Consider the following 17,442-nt stretch of genomic DNA (forward strand, 5'->3'; position numbering starts at 1 on the left):
TAAATTGTCTTCTCTGTTTTTCGGCCGTTGGCGATCAATTTGGGAGGCTTATTAGCCTCCCGAACCGAGCTTAGAAGTGCGTATTGACGCTCATGTAGTACGTGCGGCCAGGCTCGTTGTAGGTCTCCGCGCCAGCGCCGTACATGTAGGATTTGGTCGTGTCATTCCCGGTGGTCTGGGCGTTACCTGCGCGCCAGTGGCGCTTATCCAGCAGGTTGTCGATCCCGGCTGTGAAGCTGACGTTTTTGGTCGCGTCCCAGGTCGCGCTCATGCCAAGGATGCTATAAGGGCTGACCTCGTTGGTGTCGCTGCCGGCGACAGGAACTCCCTTATAGTTGTACTTCTTCGGTGCCTGTTTGCCGTACCACGTCAGGGTGCTTTGCAGCGAAATGTCCGGGCGAACCTGCCAGCTAAGCGTGGAGTTAAGCGTGTATTCAGGGATGATCGACAGGCGATCGCCGGTTTCCTTATTTTTACTTTGCAGCATGTAAGTCAGGTTGTTATTCCAGCTTACGGTCTCCGTCAGCGGCAGATTAATCGTACCTTCAAGACCTTCCACCACCGCTTTAGGCACGTTGCCCCACTGGTAGATGTCGGTTTTCTTGCTGTTAGAGGCAATAGGTGAATAGCCGGATTCAATTTTGTTGCGATAGTCGTTCCGGAACCAGGTGATCCCGGCCTGATAGCCGTCACGCTTGAACTCCAGGCCAATTTCTTTGTTGACGCTGGTTTCGGCTTTCAGATCCTCATTCCCCATCAGATAACACGCCCCGCCGCTGGCCGCACAGCCCTGACCGCGGCTGTAAAGGATGTAGTTCGGGTTGGTCTGATACAGACTTGGCGCTTTATAAGCCCGGGCAATACCGAGCTTCAGCGTCAAGTCTTCCACCAATTCCTGGCTCAGATTCAGCGACGGGCTCCAGTTATCCCCCACGATGGAGTGATGATCGAACCGAAGACCCGGTGTCAGCATGGTGCTGCTGGTTAGCTCCATATTGTTTTCGGCAAACAGAGAGAAGATCTCCGCTTTGGAATAAGGGCTTCGGCCGGTGGATGAGAGCCCCGGAATCGGCCCGCCTTCGCTTAACGACTGGGTGTTGGAGGTGCCGTCTTTCATGCGCTGCTGATTCCATTCGCTACCGACGGTGAGGTTTTGATTCACCAGCAGGGTAAACGGAATGCTTGCTTCGCTGTGCAGCATGACATCGCTGAGATCGATATCTGAGAACTGGTTGTTGGAGAAAATCCCCTCCGTGCCGCCAGCCAGGCCCTCATTCATGCGCGAGTTACGGGTGTGTTCGTATTGCGCATAAGTGTTGGTGGTGACGCCGTTATCCCAGCCGCCGGTCCAGGTCACGGCGTAGGTCTGGCGGTAGAGGCGATTGGTCTCTTTGCCGTAGTTGTCCTTCACCAACTGGCTGGTATTCGTATTCTGTGTATCACCTGAATAGAGATTCCCCTGGCGACTGTAGCCGGTTTCAAACTCCAGCGCCTGCATCGGGGCAAATTCCCAGCGGATCATTCCGTTCAGGTCTTTATGGATAACGCCTTCTCGGCCCGCTGGCAGCGTGTTGGCGTAAGACCCGGTGCGCAGTGACTGGTGCCCCTGGTTGATGTCCCAGGCGTCCGCCTGCGTTTTATCGAGGTTGCCGTAGAGGCGGAAACTCACGTCGTCACCGAGCGGCCCGGTCAGGCTGAAGTTGGTGCGTTTCGTTGCGCCTTCATCTTTGTGCTCCGGGGCATTGAAATAGGTGTTCCAGCTGCCGTGGAATTCGTTGCTGCTGCGTTTGGTGATGATGTTCACCACGCCGCCAGCCGCCCCATTGCCGTAGCGGGCTGCTGCCGGGCCGCGCAGGACCTCAATGCGTTCGATCATTTCCGGTGGAACCCAGGAGGCATCGCCGCGGGTATCACGCTCGCCGCGCCAGCCCAGGCGCACTGAATTGCGGCTGGTGACGGGTTTACCGTCAACCAGGATCAGCGTGTTTTCTGGCCCCATACCGCGAATGTCGATCTGGCGGCCGTTGCCGCGCTGCCCGCTGGTGGAGTTGCCGGTCAGGTTAACTCCCGGCATGGTGCGAATGATTTCAGAGACATCGCGCGCGACCGGGTGCTTCTTTAATTCGTCGGAAGTAATCACCGACACGCCGGGTGCCTGCAGCGTTTGCTGGGCTGCGGTGACGACGAGCGTGTCTTCGTTTTCAGCGGGGGTTACCTCTGCTGCTGCCGCTGAAAAAGCGGTGCCGTAGAGGCCCAGACTCACCAGTGTGGCGAGGGAGTACGATAATGTATTGTTCATTATTTATCCTGAGTGTCACCGCCTGCGTCCCTTAAGTTCCTTTCCCAAACGAGGAAGGACGCGGCAAAAGTGCCTGGAGTTGAAAGTGCGGAAATACGCTATTGCAAATGAAAACAATTATCAATGTCTTTATCAATTGCATTTTTGCAATCTATTAAAGCCGCTAATTAATCAGCCCGGGTTATTACTCCCCGTATCAATCATTCATTAACCTGATGTTCCACAATTGACCTTCCGCTGTTACGGTTCCGATACATATTTAGGTGATCTCATTAACAAACTGAGGTAAATGCCTCGTGTTTTGCCCCCTTCCGATTGTGAGAATCGCTATTCCAGGCTAGAAACAAAATGTAACAACTCTCGGTATCCACTTAGAAAACGGACAAAATTGATGGATAGATTTGGGAAACACCTCGTCTGGGTCGTGCTCGCTTTGATCGGCGCATTCGCCCTCGGCTACATCGCACTGAATCGCGGTGAACAGATAAATGCGCTGTGGATTGTTATTGCCTCAGTTTGTATCTACCTGATTGCCTATCGTTACTACGGTTTGTTTATCGCTAAACGCGTGCTAACGGTGGATGCCACGCGCATGACGCCGGCCGTGCGAAACAATGACGGCCTTGATTACGTCCCAACGGATAAAAAAGTGCTGTTTGGCCACCACTTTGCCGCCATCGCCGGGGCGGGGCCGCTGGTGGGACCGGTGCTTGCCGCACAAATGGGCTACCTGCCGGGCATGCTTTGGCTGCTGGCAGGCGTGGTGCTGGCGGGCGCCGTGCAGGACTTTATGGTGTTGTTTGTCTCCACGCGTCGCAACGGGCGTTCGCTGGGGGAGTTAGTTAAAGAAGAAATGGGCAACACTGCGGGGGTTATCGCACTGGTCGCCTGCTTTATGATCATGGTGATTATCCTGGCCGTGCTGGCAATGATCGTGGTGAAGGCGTTAACCCACAGCCCGTGGGGGACTTACACCGTGGCCTTTACCATCCCTCTGGCGCTGTTTATGGGCGTCTACATTCGCTATTTACGCCCGGGGCGTATCGGCGAAGTGTCGGTGATTGGCCTGGTGATGCTTGTGTTTGCCATTATTTCCGGCGGCTGGGTAGCGGAGAGCCCGACCTGGGCGCCGTACTTTGATTTTACGGGCGTGCAGCTCACCTGGATGCTGGTAGGGTACGGTTTTGTGGCCTCGGTGCTGCCGGTGTGGCTGCTGCTGGCCCCGCGTGATTACCTCTCCACCTTCCTGAAAATCGGCACCATCATCGGGCTGGCTATCGGCATTTTGATCATGCGTCCGACGCTGCAAATGCCATCATTAACAAAATTCATTGATGGCACCGGCCCGGTCTGGAGTGGGGATCTGTTCCCGTTCCTGTTTATCACCATCGCCTGTGGGGCCGTTTCCGGCTTCCACGCGCTGATTGCTTCCGGCACCACGCCAAAAATGCTGGCGAACGAAAATCAGGCCTGCTTCATTGGCTACGGCGGCATGTTGATGGAGTCCTTCGTAGCGATCATGGCGCTGGTGGCAGCCTGTATCATCGATCCGGGCGTGTACTTCGCGATGAACAGCCCGATGGCTGTATTGGCGCCTGCCGGCACGGCGGATGTTGTCGCTTCTGCCGCGCAGGTGGTGAGCGGGTGGGGCTTCCATATCACTCCGGAAACGCTGACCAACATTGCCAACGAAGTGGGCGAACAGAGCATCATCTCCCGCGCCGGTGGGGCACCAACGCTGGCCGTTGGCATGGCGTATATTCTGCACGGCGCGCTCGGCGGGCTGATGGACGTCTCGTTCTGGTACCACTTTGCCATCCTGTTTGAAGCGCTGTTTATCCTGACGGCGGTGGATGCCGGGACTCGTGCGGCACGTTTTATGCTGCAGGATCTGCTGGGCGTAATCTCTCCGGGACTGAAACGGACGGATTCGCTGCCGGCCAACCTGCTTGCCACCGGGCTTTGTGTGCTCGCCTGGGGTTACTTCCTGCATCAGGGCGTGGTCGATCCGCTGGGCGGCATTAACACGCTGTGGCCGCTGTTCGGTATCGCCAACCAGATGCTGGCGGGCATGGCGCTGATGCTGTGCGCCGTTGTGCTGTTCAAAATGAAGAAGCAGCGCTATGCCTGGGTGGCGCTGATGCCGACCGCCTGGCTGCTGGTGTGCACGTTAACCGCTGGCTGGCAGAAAGCGTTCAGCTCGGATGCAAAAGTGGGCTTCCTCGCCATCGCCAATAAGTTCCAGGCGATGATCGACAGCGGTAATATTCCGGCGCAGTACACGCAGTCGCAGTTGAGCCAGTTGGTGTTTAACAACCGCCTGGATGCGGGGCTGACCATCTTCTTTATGGTAGTGGTTGTGGTGCTCGGCTGGTTCTCGCTGAAAACTGCGCTTAAGGCGCTGAAGTCTGAGCAACCGACGTCGAGCGAAACGCCGTATGAGCCGATGCCTGAGAATTACGAACAGATCGTGGCGCAGGCGAAGAGCGTACATTGATTTTTACCCTCACCCGAACCCTCTCCCTGAAAGGGAGAGGGGATAAATTGGGTTTTACCTTAGCTCTGAGCGGAGAAGGGCGCATTTTTTTATCTTTTCCCCTCTGCCCTTTGGGGAGAGGGCTGGGGCGAGGGGCAACCCACTGGAGGTACCATGTTCGATAGTCTAGCCAAAGCCGGGAAATACCTCGGTCAGGCCGCGAAGCTGATGATTGGCGTACCCGACTACGACAACTACGTGCAGCACATGCGCCTGACGCACCCTGAGCAGACGCCAATGACCTATGAAGAATTTTTCCGCGAGCGTCAGGATGCCCGCTACAGCGGTAAAGGCGGCGGACGCTGCTGCTAAGACTTAGCATTTAACAAAAATGTGACATTTAGCTCGTTTTTTAGCTGACGGTAAAAATCCTGTTGTGCGAAACCAGCGAGTATGATTTTATCAATATCGACTTTTAATCTTGATTCAGGAAACCCATGACTCATTCCCTGCAGACTTCGACCCTACTAGTTACCGCGCTACCAGCCGCGGTGGTCGTCGTGCGTGTGGTGGTGGTCGTCGGCAATGCGCCGTAGGGACTGAATCAACGCATCGATTCCAAACCCCGCCGGCGCAAACCGGGCGGGGTTTCTTGTTTTAAGTGCCTGCCCAGAAGCGAACCGGCTAATTAGAAGGACTGGAGCATGGCAATTTCGGACACACCCGCACAACGCATCACCGGCGCCCAGCTGATTGTAAAAATGTTGGAGCATCATGGCATTACAACGGTTAGTGGCATTCCCGGTGGCACCGTACTGCCGCTCTACAATGCCTTGAGCCAAAGCCCCCGCATTCGCCACGTTCTGGCTCGCCACGAGCAGGGCGCGGGATTTATGGCGCAGGGCATGGCGCGTACCAGCGGCAAACCGGCGGTCTGCATCGCCTGCAGCGGGCCGGGGGCCACAAACCTTGTCACCGCCATTGCCGACGCGCGTCTCGACTCTATTCCGCTGGTTTGTATCACCGGCCAGGTCCCCACTTCAATGATTGGCGCCGATGCTTTCCAGGAAGTGGACACCTACGGTATTTCGATTCCTATCACCAAGCATAACTACCTGGTGCGCAGCATTGACGAGCTGCCGCAGGTGATTACCGACGCTTTTCGTATCGCACAGTCCGGCCGCCCAGGGCCCGTCTGGATCGATATTCCTAAAGACATTCAGACCGCTGAAATCGACATTGCCGAACTGCCCGCGGTAGCCGCGCCTTCCGCTGCCCCGGCCTTTGACCATCAGGACATCGCCCGTGCGGCCGCAATGATCAACGAAGCCAAACGCCCGGTGCTTTATCTGGGCGGCGGCATTATCAGCGCGGGTGCAGCGGAGCAGGCGCGAGAGCTGGCGGAGCGTGCCGGTTTGCCGACAACCATGACGTTGATGGCACTGGGGACGATCCCCGCCCGACATCCTCTCTCTCTGGGAATGCTGGGAATGCATGGCGCGCGGAGCACCAACTTTATCCTGCACGAAGCCGATCTGTTGATCGTGTTGGGCGCACGCTTTGACGACCGTGCCATTGGTAAAACCGAGGAGTTTTGCCCGAATGCCAAAATTATCCACGTTGACATCGATCGTGCCGAGCTGGGCAAAATTAAGCAGGCAAACGTGGCGATTCGCGGTGACGTACGTGAAGTGCTGAGTCAGCTTATTCCGCAGACCAAAAACGCCCGGCGCAGCGAGTGGCTGCAGACGGTGAGCGAGTTGCAGCGTGAGTTCCCATTTGCCACGCCGGGAGCAGATAATCCGCTGATGCCTTATGGACTGATCAAAGCCGCAGCGGCCTGCGTAGACGATGAGGCTATTGTTACCACCGACGTAGGCCAGCACCAGATGTGGGTGGCTCAGGCTTATCCGCTCAACCGTCCGCGTCAGTGGCTGACGTCCGGCGGCCTGGGCACCATGGGCTTTGGCTTACCGGCTGCGGTTGGCGCGGCGCTGGCCGAACCAGGCCGTAAAGTGCTGTGCTTCTCCGGCGACGGCAGCCTGATGATGAATATCCAGGAGATGGCGACGGCGGCGGAAAATAATCTGGATGTGAAAATCATTCTGATGAACAACCAGGCGCTGGGGCTGGTACACCAGCAACAGACGCTGTTCTACCAGCAGAATATCTTCGCCGCGACTTACCCCGGCATGACGGATTTCCTGACCATCGCCCGCGGCTTTGGCCTGGCAACCTGCGACCTGAACCAGGCGGAAGATCCCCAGGCCGCGCTGCAGGAAGCGATTTCTCGCCCTGGGCCTTGCCTGATCCACGTGCGTATCGACGCCGATGAAAAAGTCTACCCAATGGTGCCGCCGGGTGCCGCCAACACTCAGATGATTGGAGAGTAAGTCATGCAGCAATCTATCACTAAACAATCCACCGTCATTCTGGAACTCACAGTGCGCAACCACCCGGGCGTGATGTCACATATCTGCGGCCTGTTTGCCCGCCGCGCATTTAACGTGGAAGGCATTCTCTGTTTACCGCTGCCGGAAGGCGATCAGAGCCGCATCTGGCTGCAGGTAGCAGACGATCAGCGGCTGGAGCAGATGGTCAGTCAGGTCGATAAGCTGGAGGATGTGGTGCAGATCATTCGCCACGCCGATGACCCAGGCATCTTTAACCGCCTGACCGCATTTGTGCAGTAAATAAACCAGGGGCTTTCAGGCATATTTTTGAAAGCCCCGCGCCAGGATGAATAACTCCCCGGAAGCCGTGCCGCAAACCCTGCATACCAAAGAACGATTTCAACCAACCTCAAGCAAGAATTCGTTAGCCTGCCCTGAGAAAAATAAGCGCGATTAAATTTTGTTCGTGCTTGCCCGTTGCTTTAAAGCTACACTCAGGGAGTCAAGGATGTACATGATTACGTTCTTCAAAACGACAGAAGGAAAAACGCCGTTCAAAGCCTGGCTAAAGGCGTTAAAAGATGCGAGGGCAAAAACCAAAATAGTCATGAGGATCGACCGACTTTCCTTTGGTAACCCTGGCGATCATAAACCCTGTGGACAGGGCGTATGGGAAATGCGCATCGATGAAGGGCCTGGCTATAGGGTGTACTACGCCCAGGACGGCAAAGCCGTCTGGCTGCTACTGGCGGGTGGAGATAAACGCAATCAACAGGCGGATATCGAACGTGCAAAAGAATGGTGGCTTGAACATCAAGGGAGAAAAAATGAAATTTAGCGAATTTGATCAAACGGTTATTGATATGCTCCGCGACGATCGTGCCTTCGCCGTGGAGTACCTGAAAGAAGCTTTTATTGGGCTGGACGGTGACGACGGCGAAGCGGTGTTTCTCATTGCCATGCGTCGGCTGGTAGAAGCCAGAGGTGGCTTTACGGAGATTGCCAGAGCGGCAAACCTAAACCGTGAAACGCTGTACCGCACGCTGTCGGAGCGTGGAAACCCCACCATCAAAACCACCAAAAAGGTTTTGCACGCGGTGGGGATTCATTTTTCAGAGATTGCGGGCTGACCGTACGCTATAAACCCTGGCGAACCAGCAGGTCAGGGGTGATTTCGGCAATGGACTTCGCGCCGGTGAGCGTCATCGCCACGCGCATCTCTTTCTCCATTAAGTTCAGCAGATTGCTAACGCCAGCCTCACCATGAGTGGCGAGTGCATACAGGAAAGCGCGCCCCAGCAGCACAGTGTCAGCGCCAAGCGCAATCATACGTACCACGTCCAGGCCATTGCGGATGCCGCTGTCCGCCAGAATGGTAAGATCGCCTTTTACCGCGTCGGCAATGGCGGGCAGGGCGCGGGCGGAAGAGAGCACGCCGTCCAACTGGCGGCCACCGTGGTTAGACACCACGATCCCGTCGGCGCCGAAGCGCACCGCATCGCGAGCATCTTCCGGGTCGAGGATCCCTTTAATCACCATTGGGCCGTCCCAGAATTCGCGGATCCACTCCAGATCTTTCCATGAAATGGACGGATCGAAGTTATTGGCCAGCCAGCCAATATAATCCTCCAGCTCGGTTGGTTTACCGAGATAGGTGGAAATATTGCCCAAATCATGAGGGCGGCCATTTAGGCCAACGTCCCATGCCCACTGCGGGTGCGTCATCGCCTGGAAATAGCGGCGCATCGCGGCATTAGGGCCGCTCATGCCTGAGTGAGCATCACGATAGCGCGCCCCTGGCGTCGGCATATCGACGGTAAATACCAGCGTGGAGCACCCGGCGGCTTTCGCTCTCTCCAGCGCGTTGCGCATAAAACCGCGATCTTTCAAAACATAAAGCTGGAACCACATCGGGCGGTTAATCGCCGGTGCGACTTCTTCAATCGGGCAAACGGACACCGTCGACAGGGTAAAAGGAATGCCTTTTGCTGCGGCAGCTTTTGCGGCCTGAACTTCTCCCCGGCGGGCGTACATCCCGCAAAGCCCCACAGGGCCGAGGGCGACGGGCATAGAGAGTGTTTCGTCAAACAACCGGGTTTCCAGGCTCAGCGCCGACATGTTTTTCAGCACGCGCTGCTTCAGCGCCACCTGCGCCAGATCTTCCACGTTGCGCTTCAGCGTATGCTCGGCATAGGCTCCTCCGTCAATGTAGTGGAATAAAAAAGGCGGCAGAATGCGCTCGGCGGCGGCACGGTAGTCGGTTGCTGCGGAAATAATCATCGTTTCTTTTCCCTTATTTCATCACTTGCTTCGTCCGGGAGGCGGGTAATGCGTGCCTGACGGGCTTCGTCTTCCTGCAGAGTTTTGATAGTGGTGTGGACGTAGCCGAGGTGCGACTGGGCAGCTCGCCTTGCGCGCTCGGCGTCTCCGGCCAGAATCGCCTGCAATAATTCGTCATGCTGCTCGGTTAGCCCGGCAAAAATGGCCGGGACGGTGTACATGCGCTGGCGGCTGTGCAGCACCGAAGATTGCAGCAGGTCGAAGAACCCGCGCATGGTCTGCAGCAGCACGATATTGTGGGAGGCTTCGGCAATCGCCAGGTGAAACCTGACGTCGGCCTGGGCGGCTAAATCCGGGTCATCGCTCTCTTTAAATTTGAGCGTGGCATCGAAGCAGGCGATCAGCTTTTCTTTGTCGGCCTGCGTCGCCCGCATGGCGGCGTACCAGGCCGTACTGCCTTCAATGGAGTGCCTCGCTTCGAGGATATCCAACTGGTAATTGGGGTCGCCCTCAACCAGCGTTTTCAGCGGCTGTACGATGCGCTGTTCCGACCATTGTTCGGTCTGGTAGCGCAGATAAGTGCCGCCGCCGCGCCGGCTGGCCAGCACGCCTTCGCCAATCAGCTTTTGAATCGCCTCGCGTAAAATCGAGCGCGAACAGCCCAGTTCGGCGGCCAGCTGGCGTTCGGCGGGCAACCGCATGCCCGCCTCCAGATTACGTTCTTCAATCAGCGCCTTAACACGCTCAACCATCTGGTCGGCAAGGCGCGGCACAGCTTGGGTCATGGGATCATCCAGGTTAAAACATAGGCCTGCAGCGTGGTAATCACTCCCACCATGCAGGTGAAAATCAGGCTGTGCTTCACGGTGAAGCGGAACAGGTCTGACTCTTTCCCGACCAGCCCCACCGCCGCACAGGCAATGGCTATCGACTGCGGTGAAATCATCTTCCCGGTCACGCCGCCGGTAGTATTGGCCGCCACCAGCAGAAGGTCCGACACGCCAATCTGCTGCGCGGTCGTGGCCTGCAGCGCGGCAAACAGCGCGTTAGACGAGGTGTCCGACCCGGTGAGGAACACGCCCAGCCAGCCAAGGAACGGCGAGAAGAAAGTAAACGCGTGGCCGGTATGCGCCAGCGCCAGGGCCAGCGTCGCCGACAGCCCGGAATAGTTGGAGATAAAAGCAAACGCCAGCACCATGCCAATGGAGTAAATCGGCAGCGCCAGCTCCTTGAGCGTTTCGCCGAAAGTAACCAGCGCCGCTTTCGGTTTCATGCGCAGGTAAACAATTGAGATCAGCGCCGCGACCAGGATTGCCGTGCCGGTGGCTGACAGCCAGTCGAACTTAAACACCGCGGCGTAAGGCGCACTGGCGGTAACGACCGGCGGCATTTTGGCGACAAGGTTATCCAGGAACGGCACGGAGAAATTATAGACCCAGTCCGCCATCGCGCCGCCTTTGGCGAACAGCGCTTTAAACGGCGGAATGCTCCACAGCGTAACCGTGGCCGTTAAAAACAGGAACGGCATCCAGGCTTTGACAATCTGCCCGGTCGTGTATTTCTGCGCAGTCTGCGCCTGCACGGTTGCAGCCGCGTTCTCGTTATCAAAGCGGAAAATGCGCACCGGCTTCCAGACCCGCAGGAACGCCGTCAGGCACACCAGCGACACCAGCGAAGAGATGATGTCCGGCAGCTCGGGGCCGATAAAGTTAGAGCTGAGATACTGGGCGATAGCAAACGAGCCGCCTGCTACGATTACCGCCGGCCAGGTCTCTTTGATTCCGCGCCAGCCGTCCATAATCGCCATGATCCAGAACAGCACAATGATCGTCAGGAACGGCAGCTGGCGGCCTACCATCTGGCCGATTTCGAAGCTGTCCAGGCCGGTAACCTGCCCGGCAACGATAATGGGGATTCCCATCGCGCCGAAGGCCACCGGCGCGGTGTTCACTATCAGGCACAAACCTGCGGCGTACAGCGGCTTAAACCCGAGGCCGACCAGCAAGGCTGCGGTAATGGCAACCGGCGCCCCAAACCCGGCAGCCCCTTCCAGAAAGGCGCCGAAAGAGAAACCGACGATCAGCATTTGCAGGCGCTGGTCCGGCGTGATCGACAGGATAGAGGAGCGAATAATGTCGAACTGCCCGGTTTTGACCGAAATTTTGTAGACAAACACCGCGGCCACAATAATCCAGGCGATGGGCCACAGGCCGTAGAAGAAGCCGTACACCACCGAGGCAAGCGCGCGATCCACCGGCATGCGGTATAAAAACAGGGCAACCAGCAGGGCGAGAAATACCGTGATCGTTGCCGCTTTGTAGCCCTTCATCCGCAGCTTAATCAGCGCGAAGAAGAAAAACAGAATAGGGAGCGCGGCAATCAGGCTCGACAGCCAGATATTCCCGAGCGGGTCGTAGAGTTGGGGCCAGACTTGCATGCAGGTGTTCTCCAGGGTGAGGCGTTTATCGTTTTTTATTAGATTGGTAGGACCAATTTTGCTTTGTAGAGCAAATGATGGCTAATGGTTAATCTTGTGTTAATGAAAGGCAACGGCCCGACGAGTGTTTATCAGCGTTTTGTAGAAAAGGGCACGTTTTTAGTCAGATTGGTAGGACCGAAAAAACGGCTCTCCTGGCGGGAGAGCAGTGAAGGGAGAAAGCGATTGCCGGGGATGACAACGCAGGTTTCGCGGCTTATTTTTTGTATTGCTCGTCACTGACTTTTTCCAGCCACTCAACGGGGCTGCCGTTTAAGGACTCCGCTATGGCGATATGCGTCATTGCCGTCTCCGGCGATGCGCCATGCCAGTGTTTAACGCCTTCAGGTATCCATGCGATATCGCCCTGATTCAGCTCCTGAATTTCTTCTCCCCATGCCTGAAGCCAGCCTCGCCCCTGGGTGACTATCAGCGTCTGGCCGAGGGGATGAGTATGCCAGGCCGTGCGTGCCCCCGGCTCAAAGGTGACAATTGCTCCGCCAACGCGGGCGTTTTCAGTGCCACTAAAAGGTGAATCAATGCGTACTGTGCCGGTGAAATAACTTTCCGGGCCCTGCTGTGAAGGTTGTGAACCGCTGCGGATAATTTTCATCAAATGCTCCAGTCGAGAAGGTCATCGTTCGTTGTCATACGGTAGTCCCGAACGCTGTAGAGAACTAGCCAGGGAAAAGTACAAGAGCTTATGAATCCAGTTCATTAATCTCGCTATACTGGGAATATTCTGTTCCTTAGTGAGGCTTGTTTCGGCCATGCTGAAAGAAAACTTCAACGATCTAATGTCATTTATCGAAGTGGCACGCGAGCGCAGCTTTACCCGAGCAGCGGCAAAGCTTGGCGTGTCCCAGTCCGCGCTCAGCCACGCGATTCGTGGTCTTGAGGAGCGTCTTCAACTGCGCTTACTGACCCGCACCACGCGCAGCGTCGCGCCCACTGAAGCCGGTGAAAAGCTGCTTGCCAGCCTGTCGCCTCGCTTTGCCGATCTTGAAAACGAGCTGGCTGCGTTGAGTGAAATGCGTGCGCGGCCGGCGGGCAACATTCGGCTCAATGCGGCCGAACACAGCTTGCAGTCGGTTTTATGGCCGGTGTTGAAAACTTTCCTGGTCGACTACCCGGACATCAATGTAGAAATCAGCGTGGATAACGCCCTGACCGATATTGTCAGCGGGCAGTTCGACGCCGGGATTCGTCTCGGCGAGCAGGTGGCAAAAGATATGGTGGCCGTGCGCGTTGGCCCGGAGCTTACTATGTCGGTCATTGGTTCTCCGACCTATTTTGCGAAACATGGCTACCCGGCGACGCCGCAGGATCTCCAGCAGCATAATTGCATCAATATGCGGCTGCCTACCCTGGGAGGACTGTATGCGTGGGAATTCGAAAAGGACGGGCGTGAGCTGAAAATTCGCGTGGATGGGCAACTAACGTTCAACAGCCTGAGCCAGCGCATTGATGCCGCGATGCAAGGTCTCGGCCTGGCATTTGTGCCGAGCGACACGGTTTCCGATGAGCTTGCCGAAGGGCGGCTGGTCCGGGTTCTGGAGTCCTGGTGCAAACCGTTCCCAGGTTATTACCTTTACTACCCCAGCCGTAAGCAGCACACGACCGCGTTCTCCCTGCTGGTGGATGCGCTGAGATACTCTTCCTGAGCCGTTGGTGATAAGCGAATTTTATTCTGATTCAGCGACATCAAAGCCTGAAGACGCGCAGACCCTTTTCCTGGCCCACTTCGTAACTCATTGATTTATCCATTCAGCAGAGTCGTGTCGCAAAAAGGACAGGAAGGAGAAAAGAGACAGCTTTATCAGTTTCAACAAGGCGTTAGCTGTGAAAAGCTCTTGTTCACTGCCGTACAGGCAGCAGGCGAGGCGCGATAGATGAAGTGCCTCGCCTGTTTTTCTCATACCAGCCTCAGAACCCTGTCCAGCGACCAGCGGCCAGCGCCACGGGCGATAACCAGCAGCAGTAATCCGCCCCAGATCAGGTGCGTGGGCCATGCGTCCGGGTAGACAAAAATTTCAATCACCAGGGTCATAAACAGCAATCCCGTTGCAGCGAAGCGTGAAAATAATCCCAGCACCAGCAAAACAGGGAAAGTATGTTCGGCCAGCGTGGCCAGGTGCGCGGCGATATCATAGGGGATAAGCGGCAGCGCATATTCGGTGCGGAACAGCTCGTAGGTGGACGGTTTTAGCGTCATAAACCCCGTGACTTTTGTGCGGCCAGAAAGGAAGAAAACGGCGGCAACGCCCACGCGGGCTATCAGCAACAGCAAGTTGTCGCCGACGCCTCTCTCGATGCGATCCCAGAGTCTATTCCATAGCGCTCTCACGCCTTGTTCTGTCATGTGTTGTTCAGATACTTTCATCATTTAGCCTCAAAAGGTGTGATTAAAATGCGGCGAACACGCCGCGGCTAAGCAGGTTGCTGAAAAAAGGGCCGAGGGCGAGGGCTGGCTCGGCAGCCAGGGACTGTTCGCTAGCCTGATCGAGGGTTGCCCCCAAGCGGCAGGCAGTCAGGAAGACCGATCCGCCCTGGCTTAAGGGTTCGGCAAAAATGCGCTGCTGGCGGCGAACCAGCAGAGCGCCTTCGCCCTGCCAGTGAATCGTCTCCGGCGCGGCGGTTTGTTCGCGGTTGAACGCCCAGAGCGTGAACACAGGCAGCGTGGGGTGCCAGTACCAGCGAACGCTGTCCCGCAGCCGTAATGATGTGGTGCCCAGGGTATCCGCCGTGGTGTTTGCCAGTGCATGCACGTCCAGCGGGGCCGAGGCCGGGGCACAAAACACCTCCAGCCACAGCTTGTCCAGCTCGGCCACGGCGCTTAAATAAGTCAGTTCTCTGGCCGGAGGATAAGCGCTAATAAAGGCGGGGAAGGCGTCGCCATAGCGAACCAGTTCACCTTCGTATGGGGGGCGTTCAAGCGCATAGCCGCGCGCCATTTCACGGAAAAAATCGGTTCCGGTAAGCCTGGATACGCTGGGGAAGTTAGCGTCCAGGGCGTCAACGCAGGCTTTGATCACGCTGTTGCGATAAACGGCAATACCGGGCTGATGCTGAAGATGGCTTAGCTCGGATCTAGCCTCACCGTATAACAGGCCAATAAATGCCTCGTGGTAGCGGCTTAACTGAGTGCTCATACGGCGGCTCCCATTGTGTCGAGGATACGCTGGGCACGCTGCTGTTCGGCCAGCAACACATTAAACGCAGGCAGGTTGTCATCCCGTTCAATAAGCGTGGGTTTTGCTCCCGCCCGCTGAATCAGTTGCGTATACAGCCGCCAGACCTCCTCGGATATTGACTGATCGTGGCTGTCGATCAGCAAATCGCTGCCCCCTTCGTCGGGGCTAAAGCCCGCCAGGTGGATCTCAGTCACACGTTCGACCGGGAAACAGCTCAGCCAGGCTGCGGCCTCAAAGCCGAGGTTGTGGGCGCTGAGCCAGACGTTGTTCAGATCAAGCAGTAGGCCGCATCCGCTCCGGCGGCTGACTTCGTCGAGAAATTCGATTTCATCCCATTCGTGTTCCGGCATCTGCAAATAGTGCGTAGGATTTTCCAGTGAAATCTGGCAGCCCAGCGTGTCCTGCGTGCGGTTAATGTTGTCAATAACGCGGTGCATCACCCGCGTTGTCCTCGGCACCGGCAGCAGGTCAGGATAATAAATCCCGTTCCAGCGCGACCAGGCGAGGTGCTCGGAAACAAGCGCTGGCTTGATGTCAGTCACTAGCGCTTTTAGCTGCGCGAGCAGTTGGGCGTCCGGTGGCTCGTCACCGGCCAGTGAAAGCGAAACGCCGTGCAGCGAGATCGGGTGTTGCTGGCGGATGGCCGCCAGCCACTCTCTGCGCGGGCCACCCGCCATGAGATAATTTTCACTGTGAACCTCGAACCAGAGAGAGGATGGACTGGCCCAGGCGTCGGCGTAATGCTCGGGCTTAAGGCTTAATCCGGCGCCTAAAGAGTGTGTCATCGTCATGGGAGTGGCCCTTTGATTAGCCTTCGGTCAGCGAGCCGTGGCCATTCGGCGTCTGGATCGCGGTGCAGGTCCCCGCTGGCACCATTTTGTAGGCATTTTTCTGGTAATCGACTTTGGAGGTGCCCGCGCAGGTGGTACCGGCGCCGGCCTTACAGTCGTTGTCTGCGGCTTTGGCAATGCCAAAACAGCGCTCAAGGTTTGGCCCGGTTAATTCAGCGGCAAAGGATGCCGCGCTGAAAGAAACCAAAGACAGGGCAATCGCGGACATAGCAATACGGTTCATCGTGTTCTCCAGATAATTAAAATGAATTTAGGGACGGCAATCATCGGCTATTTATTGAGAGCGTTATTTCCTCCTCATTGAATAAGATGCATTAATTTCCCGACGTAATATTCACGGCTTTAAATATCGTGCGGGCGACATTTTTCGGGTCGTACAGCATCGGCACATGGCTGACCGGTAACTCGGTGACGTGGGCGTGAATTTTCTTCGCCATCGCTCGCTCCAGATCCGGGTTGATCATCCGGTCATTGCTGCCGACCAGGAACCAGCTCGGTTTCTGCTGCCAGGCAGCGGTGGTCACTTTTTCGGTAAAGCTTGCGGCGGCGATCGGCATCTGGGTGATGCCAATAATGTTCTGCGCTTCAGGCGTCGCATCCTGGGCAAAATCGGTGGCGACGGCCTTCGGATCGAGGCTCAGAAAGCCGTCCGCACCCTTGATGATTTTTGCGCTGCCGGGCGGGGCCGGGAAGCTGTTGGCCAGATCGGCCGTGGACTGACCCGGCGATGGTGCAAAGGCATTGATGTACACCAGGCCTTTCACTTTCGGATCGTTACCCGCCTCGGTAATCACCGTCCCGCCCCAGGAATGACCTACCAGAATAACGTCGCCTTTGGCACGGGCGATGGCGCGTTTGGTCGCCGCCACGTCGTCTGCGAGTGAGGTTAATGGGATCTGCGCGGTGATGATTTCGTAATGGCGCGTTTGCAGAACCGGGATCACCTGCTCCCAACTGCCGGTCGCGTCGGCGAAGGCGCCGTGCACTAACACGATGGTGTGCTGAGTTTCCGCCTGGGCGGCAAATCCGGTCATCAGGCCAGCCGCAGCCAGCGCCAGCAGCGTTTTACGCGTGGGTTTCATCTTCTTTTCCTGTTTTAGGGGGTGGGAATAAATCAGCGGTAAATATCGGCGCTGCCGAAGTAGCTGTTGTTGCCGCCGGCGGAGACCACTCGCCAGGCGCTGGCCCCGGCTTTTTCAGCTTTTGCAGCCAGTTTTTCATTGAGCTGGTCGAGAGACAGCGTGGTGCTATCGCTTTCTGTGACGGTGCCAATTTTGACCAGGCCCTGAGCGCTGTGGACTTCTTTGGCAGCAAAGGCAGGCGCTACAGCAGCGGCCAGGACGAGCGGGAGAATAACGGTGCGGAACAGTTTCATCATAAGCCTCACATATCGGGTCGTTGAATACGTTGCCGCCTGAAGGTGGCGGATGCGCTTATTTAACGCCTGGTTTGTATGTGGGCTGTGTCAGAGGG

The 17,442-nt window shown here is 56.7% G+C and carries 19 protein-coding genes; 8 read left to right on the forward strand and 11 right to left on the reverse strand.

Going from position 1 to position 17,442, the window contains the following annotated elements; genetic code table 11:
* Positions 1-70: 70 nt before the first annotated feature.
* Positions 71-2,299, reverse strand: coding sequence for a TonB-dependent siderophore receptor (locus WFN87_RS04995; RefSeq protein WP_336982146.1), 2,229 nt, complete (start codon positions 2,297-2,299; stop codon positions 71-73).
* A gap of 391 nt (positions 2,300-2,690) precedes the next feature.
* Here WFN87_RS04995 and cstA point away from each other — a divergent pair, with 391 nt between their 5' ends.
* The 7 genes from cstA to WFN87_RS05030 all read left to right on the forward strand — a co-directional run bounded on the left by cstA (position 2,691) and on the right by WFN87_RS05030 (position 8,298).
* Positions 2,691-4,796: a pyruvate/proton symporter CstA gene (gene cstA / locus WFN87_RS05000; RefSeq protein WP_008454692.1), complete on the forward strand. Its 2,106-nt coding sequence runs from the start codon at positions 2,691-2,693 to the stop codon at positions 4,794-4,796.
* A gap of 153 nt (positions 4,797-4,949) precedes the next feature.
* Positions 4,950-5,147 (forward strand): YbdD/YjiX family protein, encoded by a 198-nt coding sequence (locus WFN87_RS05005; protein ID WP_166866308.1) that lies wholly within the window; start codon positions 4,950-4,952, stop codon positions 5,145-5,147.
* A 125-nt stretch (positions 5,148-5,272) separates the two neighbouring features.
* Positions 5,273-5,371: an ilvB operon leader peptide IvbL gene (ivbL, locus tag WFN87_RS05010; protein WP_071842708.1), complete on the forward strand. Its 99-nt coding sequence runs from the start codon at positions 5,273-5,275 to the stop codon at positions 5,369-5,371.
* A gap of 108 nt (positions 5,372-5,479) precedes the next feature.
* Positions 5,480-7,168 (forward strand): acetolactate synthase large subunit, encoded by a 1,689-nt coding sequence (gene ilvB, locus WFN87_RS05015; RefSeq protein WP_008454696.1) that lies wholly within the window; start codon positions 5,480-5,482, stop codon positions 7,166-7,168.
* A 3-nt stretch (positions 7,169-7,171) separates the two neighbouring features.
* On the forward strand, positions 7,172-7,468 hold the full coding sequence (gene ilvN, locus WFN87_RS05020; protein WP_008454697.1) for an acetolactate synthase small subunit: 297 nt from the start codon (positions 7,172-7,174) through the stop codon (positions 7,466-7,468).
* Between the two features lie 208 nt (positions 7,469-7,676).
* Positions 7,677-8,006, forward strand: a complete 330-nt coding sequence (locus tag WFN87_RS05025; protein WP_008454698.1) for a type II toxin-antitoxin system RelE/ParE family toxin — start codon at positions 7,677-7,679, stop codon at positions 8,004-8,006.
* The gene (locus WFN87_RS05030) at positions 7,996-8,298 is read left to right on the forward strand and encodes an addiction module antidote protein (RefSeq protein WP_008454699.1); all 303 of its coding nucleotides are present in this window, start codon (positions 7,996-7,998) and stop codon (positions 8,296-8,298) included. Before WFN87_RS05025 ends, WFN87_RS05030 begins: the two co-directional genes overlap by 11 nt.
* 7 nt (positions 8,299-8,305) lie before the next feature.
* On the opposite strand, the gene lldD is transcribed toward WFN87_RS05030, so the two are convergent.
* The 4 genes from lldD to WFN87_RS05050 form a co-directional block, all read right to left on the reverse strand.
* On the reverse strand, positions 8,306-9,448 hold the full coding sequence (gene lldD / locus WFN87_RS05035; protein ID WP_336982150.1) for an FMN-dependent L-lactate dehydrogenase LldD: 1,143 nt from the start codon (positions 9,446-9,448) through the stop codon (positions 8,306-8,308).
* Entirely contained in the window at positions 9,445-10,233 is a 789-nt protein-coding gene (gene lldR, locus WFN87_RS05040) for a transcriptional regulator LldR (protein ID WP_166866296.1), read from the reverse strand. Before lldR ends, lldD begins: the two co-directional genes overlap by 4 nt.
* Complete coding sequence (gene lldP / locus WFN87_RS05045; protein WP_166994457.1) at positions 10,230-11,885, reverse strand: L-lactate permease; 1,656 nt, start codon at positions 11,883-11,885, stop codon at positions 10,230-10,232. Before lldP ends, lldR begins: the two co-directional genes overlap by 4 nt.
* Before the next feature lie 256 nt (positions 11,886-12,141).
* Positions 12,142-12,537 (reverse strand): (R)-mandelonitrile lyase, encoded by a 396-nt coding sequence (locus WFN87_RS05050; RefSeq protein ID WP_336818520.1) that lies wholly within the window; start codon positions 12,535-12,537, stop codon positions 12,142-12,144.
* Between the two features lie 157 nt (positions 12,538-12,694).
* Between WFN87_RS05050 and WFN87_RS05055 the strand changes: the two genes are divergently transcribed.
* Positions 12,695-13,588 carry a LysR family transcriptional regulator gene (locus WFN87_RS05055; RefSeq protein ID WP_336982153.1) on the forward strand — a complete coding sequence of 298 codons (894 nt, stop codon included), beginning with the start codon at positions 12,695-12,697 and terminating at the stop codon, positions 13,586-13,588.
* A 251-nt stretch (positions 13,589-13,839) separates the two neighbouring features.
* Here WFN87_RS05055 and WFN87_RS05060 read toward each other — a convergent pair whose 3' ends face one another.
* The 6 genes from WFN87_RS05060 to WFN87_RS05085 form a co-directional block, all read right to left on the reverse strand.
* On the reverse strand, positions 13,840-14,310 hold the full coding sequence (locus WFN87_RS05060; RefSeq protein WP_286180285.1) for a DoxX family protein: 471 nt from the start codon (positions 14,308-14,310) through the stop codon (positions 13,840-13,842).
* A gap of 19 nt (positions 14,311-14,329) precedes the next feature.
* Positions 14,330-15,076, reverse strand: a complete 747-nt coding sequence (locus WFN87_RS05065) for a DNA-binding domain-containing protein (RefSeq protein WP_336982155.1) — start codon at positions 15,074-15,076, stop codon at positions 14,330-14,332.
* Positions 15,073-15,909 carry an MNIO family bufferin maturase gene (bufB, locus tag WFN87_RS05070; protein WP_336982158.1) on the reverse strand — a complete coding sequence of 279 codons (837 nt, stop codon included), beginning with the start codon at positions 15,907-15,909 and terminating at the stop codon, positions 15,073-15,075. The genes WFN87_RS05065 and bufB overlap by 4 nt, the downstream gene beginning before the upstream one ends.
* Positions 15,910-15,925: 16 nt before the next feature.
* Positions 15,926-16,192, reverse strand: a complete 267-nt coding sequence (locus WFN87_RS05075; protein ID WP_008460533.1) for a BufA1 family periplasmic bufferin-type metallophore — start codon at positions 16,190-16,192, stop codon at positions 15,926-15,928.
* 91 nt (positions 16,193-16,283) lie between these two features.
* Positions 16,284-17,051, reverse strand: coding sequence for an alpha/beta fold hydrolase (locus WFN87_RS05080; protein WP_008460535.1), 768 nt, complete (start codon positions 17,049-17,051; stop codon positions 16,284-16,286).
* A gap of 32 nt (positions 17,052-17,083) precedes the next feature.
* Positions 17,084-17,347, reverse strand: coding sequence for a DUF1471 domain-containing protein (locus tag WFN87_RS05085; protein ID WP_157141438.1), 264 nt, complete (start codon positions 17,345-17,347; stop codon positions 17,084-17,086).
* Positions 17,348-17,442: the final 95 nt, after the last annotated feature.

Source organism: Cedecea sp. AS113 (assembly GCF_037152415.1).
Taxonomy (GTDB): domain Bacteria; phylum Pseudomonadota; class Gammaproteobacteria; order Enterobacterales; family Enterobacteriaceae; genus Cedecea.